Here is a 25,263-nt window from a genome sequence, read left to right as displayed (position 1 = left end):
AAAATGCCATTAAAAAGGCGGGATGGAAACCTATCCCGCCTTTTTTTTGTTGAATTCATAGGCGCTATCGGCCTCTTTTAATTGTCTCCAGGATATCGGCCCCGCCGGGGTAATTCGGATTCAGATGCAGGCCCCTTTCGACATAGACGAAGGCGGAATCGGAACGGCCCATAAGATAAAATACCTGCCCGATTTTAAAACAGGCGCCGGCCGATTCGGGGCGTATCTTTATAGCCTGCTGAAAGGCCGATACCGATTGAGATAGAGAATCGAGATCACGATAGGCAACACCCAGTGAGTAGTAAGTCCCATAATTAACCGGATCCATCCGGGCGGCTTTTATAAGATAGGGAAGACTGCTGTCCGGGCGGCCCTGGAGAATCATTAGATCACCCGCCATCTGATAGAGCTTGATGGCATTGCTGTCAATAGCCAATCCCCGGTATATATTGGCCATAGCCTCGGCCGGACGGCCCTGATCGTAAAGGGCACGCGCAATTTTGCCATACACGCGGGCGTTTTTGGCCGAACCCTCGATTGATTCCAGCAATCGGAGAGCTTTGTTGTTATCGCCAAGGCGGGAGCTGTAGTAATGAGCCAGAAGCTCGGTGGCATAACCGGCACCGCGATCTGACAATTTAAGCAGACTTTCGGCTCGATCAAGCTGACGCTTCTCAGAAGCATTGAGGGTGATCCAGCCGGACAGGAAAATAATCGGCAGAGCGGCAAGGATGAGTTGACTATGTCTTTTGATATTATTAAGAGAGATTCGGGAAATCAATAGCAGTGCAGAGCCCAGGCCGACAGCCGCGGCGGGAATAGAGAAAAGATCCCAGTCGCGGGCATAACCCAGCTTAGGATCAAGCAAGAGAAGCATGGCCAGAGAGGAGATGATAATCACTATGGAAAAAACCGTAACGGCTCGATGGTTACTATTACTTTTATATGAAATAAAAAGAATCGGCAGAATTAAAAATGGTATCGGGGAAATAAGGAGAAACTCATTAAGGACATCAAGCAGATGTCGGGGCGATATAATGGCATAACTCCCGGGAGAATATATCGGCAAAATGCCCCCCGAAAGCTCGGGCAGGTATTCCGCGACATTGAGACGCAGCCATATTTCCATACCGATCACTGCCATTGTCGGTACGATAACTATGAGAAAGGCGACAATTCGACGGGAAAAAGCTATCTTTGGTTTTGTTTTATTGCACTTGAATGCAAGATATAGGTACGATGGAACGAAAACCATAGCCGCTTCATGCGAAACCAAAGCCAGGGCCAGTATGATCGAAGCGGTTAACAACCTCCGACCCGAAAAAAGAGTATCACTTGCAAAAAACAGGTAGAGCAGGCTGAATGCATAAAAGAGGCTGTATGATTCGACATAGCCGAAAAATAACTGTAGTCCTCCCAGGGCGAATAAGGCGACTTTGATGAATATTCTCGTTTCCGGTCTGGAATCGAAATCGGGTCTGACAAAGAAGACGGTAAGGACAAAACCGATACCGGTCAGGATACTGAAGAAAATATAAACCCATTCGGCGGAAAACTTGCCCAAAAGGTTAAGAAAGCGATAAAGGATACCATGCAGGAAAAAGTCAAGAGTTTCGGTATGGAAGAAAAGGTATCCCTGTTCAATTTGATAAATTCGCTGGTAACCATCACCCAGCGAATACACATGAACCCGGAAGAAATAGAAAATAACCGCGGAGATGGTAAAAACCAGGATTACTTTAACGGGTCCGGGCAGGCTTTTAAACCGGTCCGAGAAGGTGGTCAGCAATTTATTTATGCCGTTGCTGGTTGCCGGAATAAGTATGCATAAAAACAGCAGAGCATAGATAAGTGTTACAAAAGGGGGGAAATATTTAAGATGGTTGAATCCCCAGAAAGATTCAAGGGGAATGGTCCCGGCCAGTATAAAAAAGAGGCATAAGATCATGGCCGCGGCTATTATTGCCAATTCCGATTTTTTGTAGTTCTTTGCGTTCATATAATTTTCGACACTTCAACCGGAAATAGTTGTATTTCGCTTATATCACTCTTTTGACTTTTGCCGTACAATTATATATAATTTGTAGATTTAAGTCAAAAGGTGAGGTATCTATTATGATTGACCGTTCGACCGCCCTGGCCTTGATGGAATCAAAAATAAAGAATAAAAATCTGCGCAAACATATCCTGGCCGTTGAGGCGGGGATGATCGTTTTGGCCGAATATTTCGAGGAGGATAGGAATCTCTGGGGCCTGACGGGTCTGCTTCACGATCTGGATTATGATCTTACTCTCAAAGAAGAAGCCCGGCATACCTTTATAACCGAAGAATGGCTGAAGGAATATGTTCTTCCGGAGGAAATGATTTACGCTATACGCTGCCATCCCGGTCATGCTCCCTGTCGGAGCCGGCTGGACTGGGCGCTTTACGCGGTCGATCCGACTTCCGGTTTTATTGTTGCCTGCGCCCTGATGCATCCGAGCAAGAAGTTGATCAATGTCAATGGCGAATTCATGATGCGGCGTTTTAAAGAGAAACGATTTGCGGCCGGGGCAACCCGTGAGAATATCGCCGCCTGCTCCCACCTGGGATTGGAACTGGAGCAGTTTCTTCTGTTGATCAGAGAGGGGTTGTTAACCATAGCGGACAAGCTGGAACTTTGAGTAAATCCGTGTCCATTTTTCGCAAAGAAGTTATCAGCTGGTCGCTATATGACTTCGCCAACACCATCTATTCCATGAATATCCTGTCGCTTTATTTCAAGCGCTGGGTGGTGGAGGATCTGAAGCGTGACGGACTTTATTATGATGTAGCCTACTCGATGTCCATGCTTCTGGTGGGCCTGATTTTGCCGGCCCTGGGAGCCATCTCCGATCATTCGCATAAGAAGAGGCTGTTTCTGGTCGTTTTTACAGTTTGCTGCTGTTTGTCTTTAGGATTGATTCCCTTTATACCGCTGGAGATGTTCGCCATCATCATTATTATGTTCGGGCTCTCGAATTTCTTTTATGAAGGCGGGATGGTTTTTTATAATTCACTTCTCTATTCGATCTCCGACGGACTCGAAGCCAGACTGGTTTCCGGATTCGGGGTGGCGCTGGGATATACCGGTTCGATTTTTGGAATGGTTATGGTTCTTCCCTGGGTCACGGGGGGGATATTCGGCATAGATGTTCCGGGAATAAATGGAAGCGGCAAAACCGGCGCTTTTCTTCCCTCGGCCGTATTATTTCTGATATTTTCCATTCCGCTTTTTGTCTGGGTGAAAGAAAAAAAGGAGCAGGTACGAGAGACTTCGATTGAGTTAATAAAAGCATATCGGGAAGTCTGGGCAGGTATTCGGGATACCCGCAAATATCCCGGGGTTCTGCGTTTTTTGATAGCCGATTATTTTTTTGAGGATGCCATCGCCACGGTAATCTTAAATATGGGCATTTATTCATCGATCGTTTTCGGGTTTACCGATACTAATCTGACAGTTTTTCTGATTATCTCGACGGTGTCGGCCATGGTCGGGTCATTTTTGATCGGCCGAATTGCCCGGAAAATGGTATTGAAGAAACTGATGTTTTTAATTGTCGGGGGCTGGGTGATTACCCTGGGACTTTTGATTTTCAGTGAAAATCAGATAATAATATATATTCTGGGTTCTGTAATTGGAGTTCTACTGGGTGGTATCTGGACGGTATCACGACCGCTTCTGGCCGAAATGGTTCCCAGAACCGAATTGGGCCGTTTTTTCGGTTTATATTCGCTGTCGGGAAGAGCGGCCGCGATTATCGGTCCGATTATCTGGGGAGTGGTGGTATATTATTTTGGCTTAGGCAGTAAATCCGGACAATATCTGGCCGGCGTATTCAATCTTTCGGCCGAGGCGGCAGTCCGGTTGCCATACCGGCTGGCTGTTTTTTCATTAATCCTGATGATGGCTTTCGGTTTATTTATTTTCAGAAAGATTCCGGCCGGAAAGGAGACGATGCCCCTACCATGATTAAATCCGGTGATTATTTTGAATACCAGGGATGCATTCATATCCACACGACAGCCTCGGATGGAACCAAATCTATCGAAGAGGTGGCCGAAATTGCGGCGGCGGTGAAGCTCGATTATATCCTGATCGCCGATCATATGACCCTGAAGGCACGGGATGAGGGCCGTGAGGGTTATTACGGGGAAACCCTGGTACTGATCGGGTATGAGCATAACGATCCCGATGACTGCAATCATTACCTGATTTTTGAATCCAAGAAGGTTTTCCCGGCCGAGATGACGCCCAAAGAATATGTGGCGGCCGGGGCCGGTGAGGGAGCGCTGGGGATTATTGCCCATCCGGATGAAATCAGACCCATGACGGGCAAATACCGTTCCTATCCCTGGACAGACTGGGAAGTGGACGGTTTCGTGGGGATAGAAATCTGGAATCAGATGTCGGAATGGATGGAAAATCTCAATTCCTATAACAAATTGAAAATGCTTTTCTCACCGCGGAAATTTCTCCGGTCGCCGACTGACAGAATTTTAAATAAATGGGACGAATTGAATCGGGAGAAAAAGATAATCGGGGTGGCGGCCATTGATGTCCATGCTTTTCCGTACCGCCTGGGTCCGATTAAAATAGTCATTTTCCCATATAAGGTGCAATTCAAGTCGTTGCGGACTCATTTGTTGTTGCCCCGTAAGTTATCCCGCGATACAGTCGAGGCGAAGCGGCAGATTTATGATGCCATTCTCAATTGCCGGGCTTTCGTATCCAATTATCGCTGGGGTGATGCCGCCGGTTTCGAGTTTACCGCCAGTTCCGGTGACCGAACGGTGGTATGCGGCGGCTCGATAGCATTATTCAAGGATTGTTTGATTAACATTCGGATCCCGAAAAAATCGCGGGTGGTATTAATCTGTAACGGGGAAAAAATTCTGGAAAAGAGGACTACCTTTATCGAATATAAGCCTCAATACGGGGGGTTGTACCGCGTGGAAGTGTACAGACATGGTCGAGGGTGGATTTATTCCAACCATATCCGCATCGGTATTTAGGGAACAAAATTATTGTACCGCAGGCGGAAACAACAGACGGAACGGAATCAGGGATCGATTTAAAAAATGATAGCGATTGATAATGATTTCACAAATAATTGTTGACTTGATTAGTTATAACATCTATAATTTGCAATTTAAAGACGACGTGGATTTGAAATATGTTTGAGATCTTATTTCCGATTTTCTTTCTTGTGGCTTTGTCCACAATTATTGCCGTGGCCATGTTCGGCGTCAGCCTGTTTCTGGGCCGGCGGACGGTTGAGGGGGCCAAGCAGGAGCCTTATGAAAGCGGCATTGTTCCCAAAGGCGACACCCGGGAAAGGTTCCCGGTCAAATTCTACATGATTGCGGTTTTATTTATCCTGTTCGATATCGAAGTCGTGTTTCTCTACCCGTGGGCGGTAATCTACCAGAAACTGGGAATGTTCGGTTTCGTTGAAATCCTGGTATTTATCGTAATACTGCTGGTCGGTTATTTTTATGTTCTCGGTAAAGGAGCCCTGAAGTGGGATTAGAAGAAAAAATACCGGATTCAATCATATTGACGACGCTGGATAAAATGGTCAACTGGGCCCGCAAGAGGTCTATGTGGCCGTTCGGTTTCGGTCTGGCCTGTTGTGCTATCGAAATGATGTCCACCTTCGGACCCAAGTATGATCTGGCCCGGTTCGGGATGGAGGTCATGCGTCCCTCGCCGCGACAGGCGGATTTGATGATTGTGGCGGGACGGGTTTCAATGAAAATGGCGCCAATAGTCAAACGGCTTTACGAACAGATGCCCAACCCGAAATGGGTGATATCGATGGGGGCCTGCGCATCCTGTGGAGGAGTTTTCAACAACTATGCCATATTGCAGGGAGTGGATCGGATTATTCCCGTGGATATGTATATCCCCGGATGTCCCCCCCGGCCGGAGCAGTTGATCGAGGGGATCAATAAACTATACGATAAGGTGATGAAAGAATCCTTGTCCGGCAAAAAAGACGGCAAACCCAGAGGGCTTTAAAACGGCGATATTTTTATAATGGTTTCTGATGCGCGATAAACTCAGAGAATATCTTGAAAAGAATTTCGGTGATGCCCTGATCCGGGAAGATGATTTCCGTGATCAGCAGTCTTTTTACATAAAAAAAGATTTTTTTCTGGATATCTGTCGGGCCCTGCTCAACCATGACGAATTCCAGGTTAAATTTTTAAGCGATATCTGCGCTCTCGACTGGTTTGGCGACCGGGAGGAAAAAGACGGTCGCTTCGAGGTTATTTACAATCTTTTTTCTCTGAAATTCAAATACCGGTTTTTCCTTAAAGTCCGATTGGACGGGGAAGACCCGGAAATTGATTCTCTGTCAGACCTATGGCATTGCGCCGACTGGCTGGAACGTGAAGTCTATGATCTTTTCGGAATTGTATTTATAGGCCATCCGAATCTTGTCAAAATCGTCACGCCCGGAGAACTTCAGGGCTATCCACTACGCAAGGATTTCCCCCTGACTTACGAGATTCCCCAATTCAGCTACAACAAGGATGAACCGCCCGAGGTGCTTCAGTGAGCGAAGGAACCAAGACCAAAAGAAGGACCATGAATATCAACATGGGGCCGCAACACCCGGCCACCCATGGTGTCCTGCGCGTGGAACTGGAGCTGGACGGGGAGACGGTGGTCAAGGCGACGCCGCATATCGGGTATCTTCATACCGGAATAGAAAAAACAGCCGAATCGAAATTGTACTATAAGGTCATTCCGACCACCGACCGGATGGATTATCTGGCCCCGATGTCGAACAACCTGGGATATTGCCTGGCGGTTGAAAAACTGCTCGATATCGAGGTTCCCGAGAAAGTTAAATACGCCCGGGTTTTGTTGACCGAACTGACCCGGGTAATGTCGCACCTGGTCTGGGTCGGAACCCATACGATGGACCTGGGAGCGATGTCGATGATGCTGTATGCTTTTCGTGATCGGGAGTACATTATCGACCTGTATGAGGCTTGTGCCGGGCAGAGAATGATGACCACTTATTTTCGGATCGGCGGACTGGCTTATGATCTCCCGGCTGATTTCGATGCCAAGGTGAAGCGTATTTTAAAAAGAATTCCCGAAGCCATGACTGATTATGAACGGCTTTTGACCGATAACCGGATTTTCCGCAATCGAACCATCGGGGTGGCCAAAATCTCGGCCGAGGATGCCATTAACTGCGGCCTGACCGGCCCCTGCCTGCGCGGGTCGGGAGTCAATTACGATGTCCGCAAGGCTAATCCGTATAGCGGCTATGAAAAGTTCGATTTTGAGATTCCACTGGGACACAACGGGGATACCTATGACAGGTATCTGATTCGGCTGGAGGAGATGCGGCAATCGCTTAAGATCGCCCGTCAAGCTCTTGAGGGAATGCCAGAGGGTCCATACCGGGCCCATGTTCCCGGAGTGGTTTTACCACCCAAGGAGGATGTTTTATCCAGGATGGAATCATTGATATTTCATTTTAAGATAATTACCGAAGGTTTCAAACCGCCCCGGGGGGCTGTTTATCAGGCAATTGAAGCACCCAAGGGCGAGCTGGGTTATTATATCTCGTCCGATGGCTCCAATAAGCCGCACCGGATGCGTGTTCGGCCGCCTTCGTTTGTCAATTTATCGGCCCTGCCTAAGCTGGTCGAGGGCGGACTGGTGGCTGATGTTATAGCCGCTATCGGGACGATTGATATCGTATTGGGCGAGGTGGACAGATGATTTTGACCGATGATTCGATTCGCCTGATTAAAGAAAAAATGGGGCGGTACCCCCGCCGGAAATCGGCCATATTGCCGGCCCTGACGGTGGCTTATTTCCAGCTTGGTTATCTCAGTCCGGAAATTTATGAAGAGATTTCGGAAATAATCCAAATCCCGAAAGTCGAAATTGCCGAGGCGGCCAGTTTTTATACCATGTTCCCCAAGGAGCCGGTCGGGAAGTACCTGATTCAGGTATGCCACAATATCAGCTGTGCCCTTCTCGGGGCCGAGGCCCTGATAGATTATCTGCAGGCGAAACTGGGAATAAAAAAGGGGGAGACAACCGCCGACGGGCTCTTCACCCTGATTACGGTTGAATGCCTGGGCAGTTGTGCCAGTGCGCCTATGATGCAGATCAACGATCGGTACTATGAGAATCTGACGCGCGAAAAGGTCGATCGGATTTTGGAAGAATTACGGAGTCAGGCCTGATATGGAAACGCGGGTATTGTTTAAATATATCGACGATCCGAATCAGATCAATATCGATACTGCCGTGGGACATGGCGCCTACAGGGCCTGGGAGAAGACGCTTCGGGAGTTGAAACCCGAAGAGGTGATTGAGCAAGTTAAAAGCGCCGGTGTCCGGGGCCGCGGGGGAGCGGGATTTCCGGCCGGTGTCAAATGGGGATTTATCCCCAAAAGCAGTCCCAAACCGAAATACCTGGTTTGCAATGCCGATGAATCGGAACCGGGAACATGCAAAGACCGGGTATTGCTGGAGCATGACCCCCACCTGGTGGTCGAGGGCATGGCTATCGCGGCCTTCGCCATCGGCTGTCATCTGGCCTTTATTTATGTCCGCGGGGAATTTGTTTATCCGTATCGAACGATGGAAAAGGCCATTGCGCAGGCCTATGAAAAAGGTTTTTTGGGTAAGAATGTTTTTGGCACCGGGTATGACCTGGATATGATTGTTCATACCGGAGGCGGGGCCTATATCTGTGGCGAGGAAACCTCCCTTTTGAATTCGCTGGAGGGCGAGCGGGGGATGTCGCGAATTCGGCCGCCATTTCCGGCAATTGAAGGTTTGTATGCCTGCCCGACGATTGTCAACAATGTCGAAACCCTGGCCAGTGTGCCGGGGATTATAAATAACGGGGTCGAGTGGTACCGTCAATACGGGACGGAAAAATCGCCCGGCACCAAGATTTTTTCATTGTCGGGGCATGTCAAGCGGCCGGGCAACTATGAAATCGAACTGGGAACACCGCTTTCGGTTCTGATCAATGACCTGGGTGGCGGGATGATTGATGAAAATCACAAGCTCAAGGCTATTATCCCGGGCGGGTCATCAACCCCCATGCTGCTTCCGGATCAGATTGATATTCCCCTGGACTATGAATCCCTGGCGGCGGCCGGATCGATGCTTGGCTCCGGTGCGGTGATTGTTATGGATGACCGAACCTGCATGGTCTGGGCGGCCAGAATCCTGACTCATTTCTACCGGCATGAATCGTGCGGAAAATGCACTCCCTGCCGCGAGGGGACCGGCTGGCTGGAGCAGTTGATCGGTCGTATCGAGCGAGGCGAGGGTCATCCCGGCGATGTCGAAAAGATCGAGTCGATCTGCGACAATATTCTGGGCCGGACGGTCTGCCCTCTGGGTGATGCCGCGGTGATGCCGATTCAATCCTCGATCAAACTCTTTCGGGATGAATGGCAGTATCATATCGATCATAAAAAATGCATGGTCAAAACGGAGTTTGAATTCAAATAATGGCAGATAACGACAACAAGGTCACTTTTACTATCGATGGCCGGGAGGTCACGGTTCCCCGGGGAACAACGGTTCTTGAGGCGGCCAAATCGATCGGGATCGAGATTCCGACTTTCTGCTGGCATCCCAAGCTAAAGCCGGTTGGGGCCTGCCGGATGTGTTATGTCGAGATCGAAAAACGGCCCAAACTGGAAGTTTCCTGTTGTACCGAGGCTATGCCCGGCATGGTTGTCCATACCAAATCCGAGAAAGTGCTTAAAGGACGCAAGGCAATTATTGAATTCACTCTGTTAAATCACCCGCTTGACTGCCCGACCTGCGATAAAGGCGGGGAATGCGATCTGCAGGATTTGACATTCGCGCACGGAATTGATGATTCGAGATTCGATTTCAACAAATATCGTTTTATCCGTGATAAGAAATCGACTTTTGATGACTATCGCCTGGGACCGGAGATAATTCGCAATCAGAATCGGTGTATCCTCTGTTATAAATGCGTCAGATCCAACAAGGAAATTTTCGGAGAATACGATCTGGGGGCCTTTCAAAGAGGCAATATAACCGAGATCGATGCCTCGCCGGGGCAACAGGTGGACTCCATATATTCGGGGAACCTGGTGGAAATCTGCCCCGTGGGCGCCCTGACCAATACCGATTGGCGATACAAGATTCGGGTCTGGAAAACAAAAACCGCCGATTCGATTTGCCAGTACTGCGCCGATGGATGCAACATAAAGTTGTGGGCGGGACGTAACCGTATTTTCCGCGCCACTTCGAGACGCAACGATGATATCGACGAGGGCTGGATTTGCAATGTCGGCCGCTACGGCTACCAGATTGCCAACCCTGAGGGCCGTCTGACCACACCGCTGGTTAAAAAAGGCGATACCCAGGTTCCGGTCAGCTGGGAAGAGGCTATCGGCCTGGTGGTCAGGAAATTCAAGGAAATTAAAGATCGCAAGGGCGGGGTTTGTATCGGTGGTATGATATCGTCCATGCTCGACTCGAGATCTCTTTATTCCTTTTCGAAGTTTTTCCGGACGGTTTTGAATTCCAATAATGTCGATTTCAGAATCGATTATAAGATGCTTCCGGAAAGTTACGGTGATCTTTACACCCGAATGGCATCATGCAAATTCTCCATTGCGGATATAGAGAAATCCGACCTGATTTTGGTTATCGGTTCCAACCTGATCAAGGAACACCCGATCACTAATCTGCGGGTTCGCAAAGCCGTTACCAAACGCGGGGCCCGGTTGTTTACCATAAATCCGATGGCGACTAAGTCGGGGGATATTTCGACTGATGAAATCATCTATAAAATCGGCAACCTTCAGGCACTCATAAATGGCCTTTGCCTGAGTCTGGCTGATGGAAATACGGCGGTACCGGGAATCGATGCGAGACAACTGAAAAATCTTATTGAACCCACCGATCTCAAGGCTATCGAGAAACTGACCGGGGTCGGAACCGAACGGATTCAGGCGCTGGCCGGGGCCCTGACGCAGGCAAAAAATGTTACACTAATTGTCGGTGAAATTATTACCTCATCGGCCGCCCGCGATCAACTGGCGGCGGCCATCAATAATTTAATATTGATGGCCGGGATTCAGAATAAGGGCCAGATTGGTTTCCTGGCCAGGTACAGCAATAGTGTCGGGGCTCAGAAACTGGGCGTCATGCCGTTTCTGCCGGTGCCGATGATTGAAAAAATGAAGGAAATCTGGGGGACTTATCCTGAAAACGCCGGTCTGGCCGCGGATCGCATGATTCTATCGGCCAAAAAGGAGGATATCGATTCCCTGTTCGTGATCGGAGCTAATCCGATCGTGACCTATCCTGACGGCCAGTTCGTCAACCAGGGTTTTGAGAAACTTGATTTTCTAGTGGTGGCTGATCTTTTTGAGACGGAAACAAGCGCTATGGCTGATGTGGTTTTTCCTCTTTCAAGCTGGGCTGAGGACGACGGGACCTTTATCAATCTCGAGGGCCGTGAACAAATCTTCAAAGCCGCCTTGAAGCCGGTTGGTCATTCTCTTCCGGTTTATGAAATCATGAACCGGATTGCAGGGGGAATGAAGGCGAGGCTCTATGAAACCAAAGATTCGCTTGACCGCGAGATAAAAGACATTCTGGATATTTATAAACCGGGCGTTCCGGATATTCAATTAAGAGAATCCCATTTTATTCCGGAAAAAATCAATCCTGATTATCCGATTCCGTTACTGGTTGTTGATGAGACTCATCACATAGGGCATTTGACGGAAAAATCGAAATCGCTTTCGGCCTTTTGTAATGAATCTTTCCTGGAGATATCCCCATCGATGGCAGAGGAATTGAATATTGCCGAAGGAACTCTGGTCAGGGTGGAATCGGAGATCGGCAAAGTTGTTTTGCCGGCCAAGATATCGGAGATTCTGGATAATGAGGTTGTCACGGTGACCCGGAATTTCTCTGCCCGCCCGGTGAATGTCCTTCAGATGAGAAAGCGGCGGATCGACCGGGTAAAAATAACCGGGGTTGAAGAAAAATGAGTATGACGGCTTTTATAATTGCCACCATGATCAAGGCGACGGTGGTGGTCCTGGTGGTTCTGACCGGATGCGCCTACAGCACCTGGCTGGAGCGGAAGTTGCTGGGACGTCTTCAACATCGTATCGGTCCCAATGTGGCCGGACCGGCCGGCCTTCTGCAACCCATTGCCGATGCCATCAAGCTGGCTTTCAAGGAAGATATTGTCCCGGCCAAGGCTGAAAAACTTACCTTTGCCCTGGCGCCGTTGATAGCCTTTATACCATCCCTGCTCAGTTTCGCGGTGATACCATTCGGTAATACGGCGACGATCATGGGTTATCAAATTGACATGGTGATTTCCGATCTCAATGTCGGTATACTTTTTATATTTGCCATCACTTCGCTGGGTGTTTACGGCATTGTCCTGGCCGGATGGTCTTCGGGCTCGAAGTATTCGCTCCTGGGGGGAGTACGCTCCTCGGCCCAGATGATATCCTACGAAATAGCCTATGGTCTTTCGATTATCGGGGTTCTGGTGATTGCCCAGAGTCTGTCCCTGAAAGAAATAGTGGCTCAGCAATCATCCTTTTTCGACTGGTTCATATTCCGGCAACCGGCGGGCTTTATTATTTTCGTAATTTGCGCCATTGCAGAAACCAACCGGGCCCCGTTCGATCTGCCCGAAGCCGAGTCGGAACTGGTCGGGGGGTATCATACAGAATATTCCTCGATGCGTTTTGCCCTGTTTTTCGTCGGGGAATACGCCAACATGATAACCGCCGCGGCGGTGGTGACAACCATCTTTTTAGGTGGCTGGCAGGGACCGTTCTTCCCACCCGTTGTCTGGTTTGTGATAAAAGTATTTTTATTTATGGCCTTTTATATCTGGGTGCGCGGAACCCTGCCGCGATTCCGTTACGATCAACTGATGAGTTTCGGCTGGAAGGTATTGTTTCCGCTGGCCCTGCTTAATGTGCTGATAACAGCCCTGATTTACAGGATATAATAGAATATGGCGTTTGGTTTCATAAAGACAGTTTTCCTGGCCTTTCCGAAGGGGTTCTATACGACTATCAAGCACCTGTTTAAAAAACCGGTGACCATGCAGTATCCCAAAGTCAGGGAACAGATGGCACCCAGGTACCGGGGCAAGCATTATCTTGAGGTGTATGATGACGGTACCGAGCGCTGTGTGTGCTGTGGTTTATGCGCGGCGGCCTGTCCGGCCGATGCCATCTATATGGAACCGGCCGAGAATGAAAAAGGCGAACGGTACGCCGGAATATATGAGATCAATTTAATCCGGTGCATCTTTTGCGGTTTTTGCGAGGAGGCCTGTCCGGAGGAAGCCATATTTCTTGGACATGATTATGAGTTTTCTGCTGACAAGCGCGATTCCTTCATTTATACTAAGGACCAAATGCTGGCGAATCGTCCCAAAGAGAAACCGTTCAAGAGAATAATCCGCAAGGTCAGGAGGATTTTCTAACCTTATGATGCTGGAGACAATCATATTTTACTTCGCGGCGGCGGTGGCGGTCGGCGGTGCGGTTATGATGATAATGCAGCGTAACCCGGTTGCCTCGGTGCTGTATATGGTGGTTTCCATGGTTGCCCAGGCGATATTATATGTGCAACTCCAGGCTCTTTTTCTGGGTGCCCTGCTGATAATTGTTTATACCGGCGCGATTCTGGTTCTTTTTCTTTTTGTTATCATGCTTCTGAATTTGCGGGGGGAACATTTCGATCAGAAGAGGGCGGCTATGAGCCTGACCTCGAAATTCGGGTTGTCATTTTTATTGTTCGTGGAGATTCTGGTTTTGATCAGGCAGAAATTTTTATCCGAAGATGTTGCCTCGCGGATCGCCGGGGTGGCCGAGGATTTCGGTTCGGTGGAGATGGTGGCGGCCAGGCTGTTTCGGGAGTACCTATATCCCTTTGAACTGACTTCGATTTTGCTCCTGGTGGCAATTGTCGGAGCGGTGGTGGCCGCAAGGAAAATTCGTGCCGATGATGAGGGGGAGGTCTGATGATACCGATTTCGAATTATTTGATTGTCAGTGCGCTCCTGTTTGTCGTGGGAACGACCGGGGTGATTATATCCCGCAATTTGATCATCATGTTTATGTCGATTGAGGTTATGCTCAACGCCGCCAATCTGGCCATTATTGCTTTCTCGAAGATGAACAATGTCGTGGATGGTCACATTTTTGTTTTTCTGATTATGACCGTGGCGGCGGCCGAGGCGGCGGTCGGTCTGGCGATTATCATCATGATATTTCGGAATCGTAAAACGATCAATTCCGATAAATTTAACCTGTTGAGGCAATAGGGCTATTTCGGGGAAGACCACAGGATAAGAACTATGACAGGACAATCATTATACCTGATACCGCTTTTTCCGCTTATCGGTTTCCTGATTAACGGTTTATTGCTGGGGCGTCTGAATAAAAAATTGATTTCCCTGGTCGCCTGTGGTTCGGTGGCTCTTTCTTTTATTTTCGGTTTGAAATATTTCCTCGATATACTTAACCTGCCACCCGCGGAACGCATTATCGAAAACGTGGTTTTTACCTGGATTCCGTCCGGGCAATTCAATGTCAATTTCGGATTTTTATTCGACCCATTGTCGGCAGTAATGGTGCTGGTGGTTTCGGGAGTCAGTTTCATAATTCATGTTTATTCGATCGGTTATATGCATGATGACCATGGTTACGGGCGTTATTTTACATATTTGAACCTGTTTGTGTTTTCCATGCTGACTTTGGTCCTGGCTGATAATTATCTGCTGATGTTTGTCGGCTGGGAAGGGGTCGGGCTGTGCAGTTACCTTTTAATCGGTTTCTGGTTTGAGAAGAAATCCGCCTCGGATGCCGGAAAGAAGGCTTTTATTGTCAACCGGATCGGTGATTTCGGTTTTCTGCTGGGAATGTTTATAATCTTCTGGCAGGTCGGATCGCTTCGGTTTGCAGATGTTTTCCAGGCGGCTCCGGGCGTTTTTATCGCCGGAGGTGGACTGATTACGGCGACGACTCTGCTTCTTTTCCTCGGGGCAACCGGGAAATCGGCCCAGATACCGCTTTATGTCTGGTTGCCGGATGCCATGGAAGGTCCTACCCCGGTTTCGGCCTTGATTCATGCCGCTACCATGGTAACAGCCGGGGTGTATATGATTGCCCGCTCCAATGTGCTATATTTGATGGCTCCCACCAGCCTTATGGTGGTGGCCATAATCGGGGTAGCAACGGCGATTTTTGCCGGGACCATTGCCCTGGCTCAGAATGATATCAAACGGGTCCTGGCTTATTCAACGGTCAGTCAGCTGGGTTACATGTTTGTAGCTTGCGGGGTGGCCGCCTTTACCGCCGGGATATTTCATTTGATGACCCATGCCTTCTTCAAAGCCCTGCTGTTTCTTGGATCCGGTTCAGTGATACATGCCATGGCCGGTCAGCAGGATATGCGGTTTATGGGTGGTTTGAAGAAGAAAATGCCGACAACATACTGGACTTTTTTGTTGGCCACCCTGGCCATTACCGGGATTCCTGGATTTTCAGGCTTCTTTTCCAAGGATGAAATTCTCTGGAAATCGTTTTCATCTGATTACGGATCCACCGTTATCTGGGCGATCGGTCTATTTACCGCCGGTTTGACGGCCTTCTACATGTTCCGTCTGGTCTATTTGACCTTTTACGGAGAAGGCCGGATGGATGGCCATACAAAAGAGCATTTGCATGAATCGCCGAAAATAATGACAGTCCCATTGACCATCCTGGCGGTGCTTTCGGTTATTGGCGGTTATATCGGTATTCCGCATGTGTTGGGCGGAAGCAACCGTTTCGAACAATTTCTTGAACCGGTCATGCAGGCAGGACAGAAAACACCGGAGATGGAACATGCCCTGGCCTCGGTGGGCGGTCACAGCGCCTTAACGGAGATGCTTCTGATGGTGGCGTCGGTAGCCCTGGTCCTGGCCTTTATTTACCTGGCATATCATTTTTATCTTAAAAAACCGGAGTTGTCGGGTAAGGTGCGCAACAAATTTTCCGGGGTGCATACTTTATTGTATGGCAAATATTTTGTCGATGAGCTCTACGGTACCGTCATAGTCCGTCCGCTGGTCAATGGTTCGATATTTTTGTGGAAGATATTCGATGTTATTATCATCGATGGTATGATAAACGGGATGGCTACCCTGATCGGCGATATTTCGACCGGTCTCAGGCCGGCGCAATCGGGGATTTTAAGAACTTACGCCACGATCTTTCTGGCCGGGGTAATAATCATCATAGGCTATGTAATTTTTTTGAGATAGTATGGAAAATCAAATTCTGACACTGGTGACTTTCTTTCCGTTGATTGGCGCGGGACTGCTTCTTTTTATTCCGCGAAGTCAGCACCAGTCCATAAAATCCATTGCTCTGATCATAGCCTTTATCAATTTTCTGTTTTCGGTCTGGATGTATGCCATGTTCGAACCGGTGGCGACCGGAATGCAGTTCGAAATAAATATCCCCTGGGTAACCGGGTTTGGAATCAGTTATCATCTCGGAATCGATGGTATCTCATTATTGCTGATTATGCTGACAACGATTCTTTCCATGATCGTAATGATATCCTCATGGAAAGCAATCACCACCGGTATCAAGGGCTATTTTATTTCGATGCTTCTTCTGGAAACGGGAATGATCGGCGTGTTCGTAGCGCTGGATTTGTTTTTGTTTTATGTTTTCTGGGAAGCCATGCTGATTCCGATGTATTTCATAATCGGAGTCTGGGGCGGTCCGCGGAAAATCTATGCCGCCATCAAGTTTGTTCTTTTTACCATGTTCGGATCGCTTCTGATGCTGGTGGCCCTAATTTACCTGTTTTTCATGTATCATGGTTATGCCGGCGAATACAGTTTTGATATGCTCAAATTATACCAGATGCCGATACCGCTGGGGGCCCAGACTTATATATTTCTGGCCTTCGCCCTGGCCTTTGCCATCAAGGTTCCGATCTGGCCCTTCCATACCTGGTTACCTGATGCGCATGTCGAGGCGCCGACCGCCGGTTCGGTTATCCTGGCCGGGGTTTTGCTTAAGATGGGAACATACGGCTTCGTCCGTATCTGCCTGCCGATGTTTCCGGAGGCGACCCTGCAGTTTGTCCCGTTGATCTCGGTCCTGGCCATAATTGGTATTATATACGGCGCTATGGTGGCAATGGTGCAACGCGATGTCAAATCGCTGGTGGCCTTTTCTTCGGTTTCGCATCTCGGTTTTGTCATGCTGGGGATGTTCGCCCTTAATATTCAGGGGCTGGAGGGCTCGGTGTTGCAAATGCTCAATCACGGAATTTCCACCGGCGCCCTGTTCCTTATTGTGGGCATGATATATGAACGGCGGCATACCCGGATGATTGCCGACTTTGGGGGATTATCAAAGTCAATGCCGGTTTTTTCGACATTCTTTATGATTGTCACGCTGTCGTCAATCGGTTTGCCGTTGACCAATGGCTTTGTGGGCGAGTTTTTAATTCTGCTGGGAACCTATAAGGCCAACTCGGTATATGCCATCCTCGGCGCGACCGGTGTAATTCTGGCGGCGTGTTATATGCTCTGGATGTTACAGCGGGTGATATTCGGCAAGATAACCCATCCGGAAAATGAGAATCTGAAAGACTTGAGCGGTCGGGAAAGACTGATTTTAATTCCTCTGGTCATATTGATTTTCTGGATCGGAATCTACCCGAAACCATTCCTCAATCGGATGGAGCCGGCCGTCAAGCAAATTGTGACCACCGTGGAAAACGCCCGCCAAGCCAGGGCGGAACGGGAACTTGAGAGGACGCAAATTTCGGAAGACAAGGTTTTGGAAATAATACCGACAGTAACTGCTGTCAAGGGTGAATGACGTATGCCCGATGTGACCATATACACTAAACCGGGGTGCCCGTACTGCGCCAAAGCCGTCGAGCATTATTGCACTATGGGGACCGCTTATCGCAAGATAGATATTTATGCGATCCCGGGGCCAAAGATAAGGCGCTTCAAATTTCCGGCGGCAAAGCAATGGTACCGATCATTGTCGATAAAAGCAAGGTTCAGGTCGGATTTGGCGGTGGATGAGGAGTTTAACCCGTAATGTCCGTGAGACATCACCACTGATAGAAGAGATCATATGGATACCAGTTCAGCAACTCTAAGTTTCGGAATCATCTCCCCGGAAATCGCCCTTCTGGCGGCGGCCATGGTAATATTACTGGCGGGCAATTTTATTCGGAATACCGCCCTGGTCGCCTATCTGGCCATAACCGGTTTGGTTATCGGGATGGCTCTGGCAATCGGCCAGTGGAATCAACCTCAGACCGGTTTTTTCGGAATGGTGACGGTTGACAATTTTTCGGTGATGTTCAATATCATCTTTATCACGGCCTCCATTATCACCATCCTGATGGCCCGCAGTTACCTCATCTCAAGGGGAATCGATCGTTTTGAATTTTATGCCTTAATTCTCTTTTCATCCGTCGGTATGATGATTATGGCCTCCAGCGCGGACCTGATTGTGATATTTCTCGGTCTGGAGATAATGTCGATACCGCTCTATGTGATGGCCGGACTGGCCAATCATGATCCCGAATCCAATGAAGCCTCGATTAAATATTTCATGATGGGGGCATTTGCCACGGGTTTTCTGCTTTACGGGATCGCCCTGGTATTCGGGGCCGCCGAAACGACCGATCTGCGCCGAATAGTCACCGATTTCGATTTTATCATGATGAAATCGAAAATGTTCATGTTACCCGGTATATTTATGATTTTGATCGGTTTCGGTTTTAAGGTGGCGGCGGTACCGTTCCATATGTGGGTTCCCGATGTTTACCAGGGGGCGCCGACGCCGGTAACAGGTTTCTTCTCAGTGGCTCCTAAAGCCGCAGGATTTGCCGCTCTGTTGAGAATTTTCGTTTACGGCTTTCCGGCGGCCGAGGGCTTAACCTGGATTCTCTGGATTCTGGCGGTACTGACGATGGGAGTGGGCAATCTTCTGGCTATTTTCCAGGATAATATCAAGCGGATGCTGGCTTATTCATCGATTGCCCATGCCGGTTATATTCTGGTTGCCCTGACATCCGGGGGAGATGGTGCGGTTTCCTCGGCTATTTTCTATTTGCTGGCCTACACTTTTTTCAATCTGGGTGGCTTTACAATCGTCAGCATGATCGACAGCCGCACCGGAAGCCAGGCTACTATTGCTGAAATTAGGGGTTTGTCGAGCCGTTACCCATTCCTGGCGGCAATCCTGGCCCTGTTCATGTTTGCCCTGGCCGGTTTTCCGCCGACGGCCGGATTTTTCGGGAAGTTTTTTATCTTTTCCGAAGCAGTCAAGAATAATTATATCTGGCTGGTAATTATCGCCGTCATAAACAGCTTTGTATCCGTTTTCTATTATTTGCGGGTGGTCGTGGCGGCCTATTTCGGAAAAGCCGAGCGCGAATTCAGCCCGGTTACCTATCAACCGGCTCTGGTGTTGGTGCTGCTTATAACAACCATAGGAACTCTGGTCATGGGTTTGTTCCCGCAGTACTGGTTGCAACTGACCAGATTATGCAGTTTCCCCTTTATTTGAAAACAAAAATATAGTACAATAAAAAATGCCACCCCGGTGGGCGGCTTTTTATTTTCTCGCGATTAAAGGAAATATATGCAGGGGGCCGGTCCGCTTTTATAAAGATAGCTTATCAAATAAGTAACATCGAGAATATTGGTCGATCCACTGCAGTTGACATCACCCTCTTCAGGTGGGTTCGGAGCCGAACCGCCCCGGTATAGATAGGCCAGAAGATAGGTGGCATCGAGAATATTAATCCCTCCGTCGCCATTACAATCGCCTGACATTTCGGGAGTAATACTCTGAGTGAAACAGACAGCCGACAGGGCGGTTACCACATTTTCCAGCGGGATCCCATTATCGAAATACGGTTCAATGGCGCATTCCTCACTACTGATACCTATCAGAGCCGTATATTCCTGACCGGTATTTCCCGGATTCAGATATTGCATGCTAATATCACCATAGCTGGTCAGAATGACCTGGAAAGTAGTCAGGGTATCATAGGGCGAATTGTAATTACCGACCTGGTACCATTCGATGATGGTCGAATCATTGCCAGGCGTATGATAATAGTAAATATTACCGTGTCCACCGCCATGGCTGTAATCGCCAATAATCAAATCATTCCAGAATACCGCGACCAGTGTGCCGAATTCATTTCCCGGAATATTCAGGTTTTCATAATAGCCATTTTTGTTGACATTGCTGTCGGTAAATGACAGAGCACCATTGACCCCGATGAAAATCCGATCGTAGTCGGTTCCATAGAAATCGAAATTAAAGGGCAGGTCGATCGGTCCGGCGGTGCCGTCGTCAAGCGGATTACTGGCCGATCCATTATAGAAATCATCATAAGGAATCAGCGTGCCGATATCTTTTATCTCAATCCAGTCGTAAACCGGACCATCGGGATCGCCGCTTGAGGTAACGCTGAAAGTCGTGTCATCGACACAAAAAATATCAAGAAAAACCGGAACCAGGGTAAGAGAATCAAGGGTCCCTCCGCTGGAACCCCAATTGATTTCGATAATACCCTTGTAGGTATCCAGACGCGGCTCAAGCATGGAGGCATCGAGTGTCATGGTCAGTTCAAGTGAATCCGCGGCGGGCAATGAACCCGATTCGGGCGTGACAGTCAGCCAATCGGACATCTTGGTCAGGCTGTCATTACCTGTCACGGCGAAATCCAGTCCATAACTACCGGAACGATTATGGATCCACACCGGGAAAATCGCTGTTTGTCCAGCCTCGAGAATGGTATCGAGATAGATTGGGTCGGTGAACAAGGACGGGGGAGTAGTCAAAACCGGGATGGCGGCGGCCAGATCGGGGCGGGGACCGATATGCTGTCCGGTGGTATCACCCTGCTGGGCGGAACCGGTGGCATTTAACACCTGCAAAGCCTGATCGGCCGTCAGGGGAACACCATAAGTGGCCATGTAATATCCCTGAAGACAGGCCACGGTTCCGGTAACGATGGGTGAGGCCGATGATGTTCCCGCAAACACGGATGTATAGTATTGATCGGGATCATCGGAACTGCCATCGAAATAATCGCCATAGCCGGTGGTAAAGACCTCCCGGCCATAACCCTGAAGATTTACCCTTTCGCCGTGATTGGAGAAATCAAGCCGGGAACGATCGACACCGTAATTTCCGCTGGGCGGCGCTCCGGCCCCGGCCATGATGGCATGGGAGTTACGATATGTGGTGTCAAAGAGCGAGCCATAGAGAACGTCATCAAAATTTTCGGCCCCGTTACCGGCCGCCTCGATAACGATAATGCCTTTGGCCCAAGCATATTGGATGGCATCGAAAACCGACTGCCAGTATTCCATACAGACATAACCCAGTTGATCGGGTCGATATTCAAAATCATAGCGCGGTCCGGGAGCATGGAGTTCGATCAGGATTAAATCACCGCGTTCAAGGGTATCGGCGGCCATTAAGATGGCCTCATCGGTACCATAAGTACTAACCGAAATCATACCGATATCGGCCCCGGGGCATATCCCTGTCACGCCATAGCCATTATCGCCGGCGATCATTTCCCCCAGAACGGCGGTTCCATGATCACCGCTCTGGCTGTTGCCCTGGCCTATAGTACCGCCCAAAGCTTTTTCGAGGTCCTCATGGGTTTCATTCCAGCTTATTTCAATATCCATAATTTTCACCCCGGTCCCATCGCCCCCGGTCAGGGTGTTGGCATAATCGGCATCAACACCGGTGGGTGCCGCAAGCCGGTAATCCTGAAAAGTTACAAAATCCGGAGTGGGTGGATAGATATCCTCGGCCACCTCCGCCCTTGGCTCAGCATAGGCAATTTCCACAATATCCAGGCGATTAAGAGAATTAACGATTTCTTCCGCTTCGGACGGACTCGAAATATCTATTCTATAATAAAGATTGAAATCGGCCAGCCGCTGTCCGGAAGCCATTTCACAGGTGATTTTCTCTTTTTCCACTGCTTCCTCGGACTTTTCAATAAGGCGGCTAATTCGATTGCCCCCGGCTTTGTACTTATCCAGCAGACTATTAAGTTCAACCACCGACCGTCTTTTTAATGAAATAAAAGCGTTATCGCGCAGTCTGACAGAGGAACCTTCCTTAAACTTAACAACTACTCCGGCAATATCGGCCTGCGGAGAAATCTTTATGGAAACCGGTTTGACTGGTGTCACGCGTTGCTTGAGAAGATATGATTGCGTTTGATTTGAATCACGGCCGCGGGCCACGGTTTGTCCGCCGATCAGGAACAGGGTGAGGATTGGGAAAATATAAAATAATCTGTGAAGCTTTTTCATTTTACCTCCGATGTTGCTCCGGCATATGGTCTTATATGGTTTTCCCAAATATGTTTGCGAGTAGCAATTGATATATCATAATAAATATACTTGCTTACCCGCATTTATCAAAGCTCATTTTTAATATATCGGATGGCAGGGAGGAAAAATGGAGGTCTCTCTCAGACCTTTTCCAGCCGTAATTTATCCTGATTCTTTTCGATTCGCAAAGGGTACTTTCCAGAGAAGCAGCTGACACAAAAGTCACCATTGGGCAAAGACGGCATCGACAACATCCCGTCAATCGAAAGGTACCCGAGGGAGTCGACCTCAAGATATTTCTCGATTTCTTTAATGGTTTTGGTCGAGGCGATTAACTCGCCCCTGGTCGGCATATCGATACCGAAGAAACATGGGGAAATGATGGGAGGCGAAGAGATTCGCAGATGTATTTCTTTGGCGCCGGCCGAACGGATCAGTTTGACCAGTTTGCGCGAGGTGGTCCCGCGAACAATGGAATCATCGACCACCACCACCCGGCGGCCCTTAAGGACGCCTTTAACGGGATTGAATTTGATTTTGACATCAAGGTCTCTGATTTTTTGTTCGGGATCAATAAAGGTCCGTCCGACATAGTGATTACGAATCAGGCCGATTTCAAACTTGATACCCGATTCCTCGGAATAGCCGAGGGTTGCGGTGTTGGCCGAGTCGGGAACAGAGATGACTATATCGGCATCGGCCGGATGTTCTCGGGCCAGCTGGCGTCCCAGGCGGCGGCGGATTTTGTCGACATTCTCGCCGAAAACGATCGAATCCGGCCGGGAAAAATAGATATATTCAAATATGCAAAAGGCATGCCTGTGTTTCTTCAAAGGAAAAACGGATCTCGGACCTTCATGGGTAATTTCGATTACCTCACCCGGTTCGACATCACGGATATACCTGGCGCCGATTATATCGAAAGCGCAGGTTTCCGAGGCGACGACATAGCTGTCGTTGTACTTACCAAGGGCAAGGGGACGGAACCCGAGGGGGTCACGGGCGGCAATAATGGATTTTTCGGTCATGAAAAGCAGGGAATAGGCACCCTCGACCCGGGTCAGGGTATCACAAATCCTCGTAAAACGGGATCTTTTTTTAGACATGGCCGCCAGGTGAAGAAAAATCTCGGTATCGGAAGTGGTCTGAAAAATGGAGCCTTCTTTTTCCAGCTTCTGCCTCAGATAAAATGAATTGGTCAAATTGCCATTATGAGCAACGGCCAGTTTTTTACTGCGATTGGTGATTAAAAGCGGTTGGATATTGGTCAACGATGATGCCCCGGTGGTAGAATAACGGGTATGACCGATGGCAATATCTCCCTTCAGACGTTCCAGATTTATCTTTTTGCTGAAGACTTCATTGACAACGCCCATCCCTTTGTAGATATGGACACCGCCGTTTCCCGAAGTGACAATGCCTGCCGATTCCTGCCCTCGATGTTGCAAGGCATAAAGTCCGAAATATGTCATTTCGGCGGCCCGAGGGGTTCCTATTATTCCAAAGATGCCGCATTTATCATTTTTCATATCCAATCCACCCATACCGCGCAATCCTTGAAAAACAACAAATTTAATCTTTGGCACCATTATTGTCAAGCGACAAGGTAAAATTTTAAATGCCGCAAATGTGAAATAAATTGCAGAATAATATAGACAGGTTAAATTCCTATTCAATCGACAGGCAAATATATATCCTTCATTGACCGGCAATATCCAAAATATCATTAGGTTAACCAATCCCATTGATCGTTTTTTTTTATTATCTATATATATTTCTAAAGGCATGCATTTTGCATTTGGCCGGGATGGGTATTGTAATATGACCGATGAAAAGAAATATCTTGGGCAGTTTGAAGTCATACGAGATATCGTCATGACGTCATATGCGGGCGGCGATGTCTCCGACGCGGCCAATAAGGTTTTAAAACAGGTTACCGAATTGGTCGGTCTATCCGCCGGGACTCTGATTCTATGGGATAAGGATAACAAGCCGGTCTTAACAGTCAGTCATGCCAAAAATGAATCGGATCGCCTTATTCTTGATGAACTTGAGAAGGAGCTCTTTTCCGGCTTGCGAGATAGCCGGAATCTTGTTTCGGCCTATCTGTCATTCGGGGGAGAAGATCCATCGGCCACATTCACTCTGCCTCTAAAACGTGGCCGGACGGTATTCGGAGCAGTAATCGGAATTCAGAAAGGTTCGGAATCACTTATCGGCCATGATAAATTCCTGGAAACCCTGGCGGCCGGGCTTTCGGCGGTATTCCTGTTAAGCCAATCAGAGGAATCCCTGGAGAAGGAAAAGCTGGAAGTTCTTCTGGCCACGGCGACAACCGTTAATCATGAGATCAACAATCCGCTTCAGGCCATTCTGGGTATTGTCCAGTTATTGCCCAAGGATTGGCCGAATCTTGATGAAAAGCTTATCATGAAACTTGGGGTAATTGAAGAATCGGCCCTGGCTATTATGAAGGTAACTCATCGGCTGATGAATATTTCGGAAGTCGAATTCGATAAATATATCAGTAATGTAAAGATGATAAAACTACCCGAGGACACAGACTCCTCATAGTTCCCTCTTATCCCTACCTCACCCGGATGGGTCAGCCGTATGGGGCTGGCCCTTTTATTCACGCGTCAAAAAAAAGGAGCTGTCTCAAAGACAGCTCCTGATAATAGATAGGTCTAATATCCAGACGATCAAGTCCCGGTGGTGCCGCATTTCGGCGCCGGACCACTCTTGTACAGGTAGTTGATCAGGTACGTCGCATCAAGAATGTTGATAGCGTTGTTA

General features: G+C 48.5%; 22 protein-coding genes. 19 read left to right on the top strand and 3 right to left on the bottom strand.

Annotated features, from left to right (window positions below):
* Nucleotides 1-64: 64 nt before the first annotated feature.
* Nucleotides 65-1,999 (bottom strand): hypothetical protein, encoded by a 1,935-nt coding sequence (locus JXQ28_04565; protein ID MBN2277002.1) that lies wholly within the window; start codon nucleotides 1,997-1,999, stop codon nucleotides 65-67.
* 119 nt (nucleotides 2,000-2,118) lie between these two features.
* On the opposite strand from JXQ28_04565, the gene JXQ28_04560 reads away from it, so the two are divergent.
* The 18 genes from JXQ28_04560 (at nucleotide 2,119) to JXQ28_04475 (ending at nucleotide 19,657) form a co-directional block, all read left to right on the top strand.
* On the top strand, nucleotides 2,119-2,664 hold the full coding sequence (locus JXQ28_04560; protein MBN2277001.1) for an HD domain-containing protein: 546 nt from the start codon (nucleotides 2,119-2,121) through the stop codon (nucleotides 2,662-2,664).
* Nucleotides 2,661-3,992 (top strand): MFS transporter, encoded by a 1,332-nt coding sequence (locus tag JXQ28_04555; GenBank protein MBN2277000.1) that lies wholly within the window; start codon nucleotides 2,661-2,663, stop codon nucleotides 3,990-3,992. The genes JXQ28_04560 and JXQ28_04555 overlap by 4 nt, the downstream gene beginning before the upstream one ends.
* Entirely contained in the window at nucleotides 3,989-5,035 is a 1,047-nt protein-coding gene (locus JXQ28_04550) for a histidinol-phosphatase (protein MBN2276999.1), read from the top strand. Before JXQ28_04555 ends, JXQ28_04550 begins: the two co-directional genes overlap by 4 nt.
* 161 nt (nucleotides 5,036-5,196) lie before the next feature.
* The gene (locus JXQ28_04545) at nucleotides 5,197-5,553 is read left to right on the top strand and encodes an NADH-quinone oxidoreductase subunit A (GenBank protein MBN2276998.1); all 357 of its coding nucleotides are present in this window, start codon (nucleotides 5,197-5,199) and stop codon (nucleotides 5,551-5,553) included.
* Nucleotides 5,544-6,044, top strand: a complete 501-nt coding sequence (locus JXQ28_04540; protein MBN2276997.1) for an NADH-quinone oxidoreductase subunit B — start codon at nucleotides 5,544-5,546, stop codon at nucleotides 6,042-6,044. Before JXQ28_04545 ends, JXQ28_04540 begins: the two co-directional genes overlap by 10 nt.
* A 28-nt stretch (nucleotides 6,045-6,072) precedes the next feature.
* Nucleotides 6,073-6,588 (top strand): NADH-quinone oxidoreductase subunit C, encoded by a 516-nt coding sequence (locus tag JXQ28_04535; GenBank protein MBN2276996.1) that lies wholly within the window; start codon nucleotides 6,073-6,075, stop codon nucleotides 6,586-6,588.
* A gap of 29 nt (nucleotides 6,589-6,617) precedes the next feature.
* A complete protein-coding gene (gene nuoD, locus JXQ28_04530) occupies nucleotides 6,618-7,772 on the top strand; it encodes an NADH dehydrogenase (quinone) subunit D (GenBank protein ID MBN2276995.1) in 1,155 nt (384 codons plus the stop codon).
* Nucleotides 7,769-8,245 (top strand): NADH-quinone oxidoreductase subunit NuoE, encoded by a 477-nt coding sequence (gene nuoE / locus JXQ28_04525; protein MBN2276994.1) that lies wholly within the window; start codon nucleotides 7,769-7,771, stop codon nucleotides 8,243-8,245. The genes nuoD and nuoE overlap by 4 nt, the downstream gene beginning before the upstream one ends.
* Nucleotide 8,246: 1 nt before the next feature.
* Nucleotides 8,247-9,533 (top strand): NADH-quinone oxidoreductase subunit NuoF, encoded by a 1,287-nt coding sequence (nuoF, locus tag JXQ28_04520; protein ID MBN2276993.1) that lies wholly within the window; start codon nucleotides 8,247-8,249, stop codon nucleotides 9,531-9,533.
* On the top strand, nucleotides 9,533-12,067 hold the full coding sequence (gene nuoG, locus JXQ28_04515; GenBank protein ID MBN2276992.1) for an NADH-quinone oxidoreductase subunit NuoG: 2,535 nt from the start codon (nucleotides 9,533-9,535) through the stop codon (nucleotides 12,065-12,067). Before nuoF ends, nuoG begins: the two co-directional genes overlap by 1 nt.
* A gap of 2 nt (nucleotides 12,068-12,069) precedes the next feature.
* Nucleotides 12,070-13,053 (top strand): NADH-quinone oxidoreductase subunit NuoH, encoded by a 984-nt coding sequence (nuoH, locus tag JXQ28_04510; protein ID MBN2276991.1) that lies wholly within the window; start codon nucleotides 12,070-12,072, stop codon nucleotides 13,051-13,053.
* 6 nt (nucleotides 13,054-13,059) lie between these two features.
* The gene (nuoI, locus tag JXQ28_04505; GenBank protein ID MBN2276990.1) at nucleotides 13,060-13,536 is read left to right on the top strand and encodes an NADH-quinone oxidoreductase subunit NuoI; all 477 of its coding nucleotides are present in this window, start codon (nucleotides 13,060-13,062) and stop codon (nucleotides 13,534-13,536) included.
* A gap of 4 nt (nucleotides 13,537-13,540) precedes the next feature.
* Complete coding sequence (locus tag JXQ28_04500) at nucleotides 13,541-14,077, top strand: NADH-quinone oxidoreductase subunit J (GenBank protein MBN2276989.1); 537 nt, start codon at nucleotides 13,541-13,543, stop codon at nucleotides 14,075-14,077.
* The gene (gene nuoK, locus JXQ28_04495; GenBank protein MBN2276988.1) at nucleotides 14,077-14,379 is read left to right on the top strand and encodes an NADH-quinone oxidoreductase subunit NuoK; all 303 of its coding nucleotides are present in this window, start codon (nucleotides 14,077-14,079) and stop codon (nucleotides 14,377-14,379) included. The genes JXQ28_04500 and nuoK overlap by 1 nt, the downstream gene beginning before the upstream one ends.
* Before the next feature lie 33 nt (nucleotides 14,380-14,412).
* Complete coding sequence (gene nuoL / locus JXQ28_04490) at nucleotides 14,413-16,362, top strand: NADH-quinone oxidoreductase subunit L (GenBank protein ID MBN2276987.1); 1,950 nt, start codon at nucleotides 14,413-14,415, stop codon at nucleotides 16,360-16,362.
* A gap of 1 nt (nucleotide 16,363) precedes the next feature.
* Nucleotides 16,364-17,944, top strand: coding sequence for an NADH-quinone oxidoreductase subunit M (locus tag JXQ28_04485; protein ID MBN2276986.1), 1,581 nt, complete (start codon nucleotides 16,364-16,366; stop codon nucleotides 17,942-17,944).
* A gap of 3 nt (nucleotides 17,945-17,947) precedes the next feature.
* A complete protein-coding gene (locus JXQ28_04480) occupies nucleotides 17,948-18,175 on the top strand; it encodes a hypothetical protein (protein ID MBN2276985.1) in 228 nt (75 codons plus the stop codon).
* Nucleotides 18,176-18,211: 36 nt separating this feature from the next.
* Nucleotides 18,212-19,657: an NADH-quinone oxidoreductase subunit N gene (locus tag JXQ28_04475; GenBank protein MBN2276984.1), complete on the top strand. Its 1,446-nt coding sequence runs from the start codon at nucleotides 18,212-18,214 to the stop codon at nucleotides 19,655-19,657.
* 62 nt (nucleotides 19,658-19,719) lie between these two features.
* Here the strand turns inward: JXQ28_04475 and JXQ28_04470 are convergent, their stop codons facing one another.
* The gene (locus JXQ28_04470; GenBank protein ID MBN2276983.1) at nucleotides 19,720-22,446 is read right to left on the bottom strand and encodes a S8 family serine peptidase; all 2,727 of its coding nucleotides are present in this window, start codon (nucleotides 22,444-22,446) and stop codon (nucleotides 19,720-19,722) included.
* Nucleotides 22,447-22,607: 161 nt separating this feature from the next.
* Entirely contained in the window at nucleotides 22,608-24,011 is a 1,404-nt protein-coding gene (locus tag JXQ28_04465; GenBank protein MBN2276982.1) for an amidophosphoribosyltransferase, read from the bottom strand.
* A 277-nt stretch (nucleotides 24,012-24,288) separates the two neighbouring features.
* Between JXQ28_04465 and JXQ28_04460 the strand changes: the two genes are divergently transcribed.
* A complete protein-coding gene (locus JXQ28_04460) occupies nucleotides 24,289-25,041 on the top strand; it encodes a hypothetical protein (GenBank protein ID MBN2276981.1) in 753 nt (250 codons plus the stop codon).
* Nucleotides 25,042-25,263: the final 222 nt, after the last annotated feature.

The sequence above is a fragment of the Candidatus Zixiibacteriota bacterium genome, from assembly GCA_016933955.1.
Classification (GTDB): Bacteria; Zixibacteria; MSB-5A5; order GN15; family PGXB01; genus JAFGTT01.
Note: the sequence above shows the minus strand (reverse complement) of the source record. Positions and strands in the feature narration are given on the sequence as shown.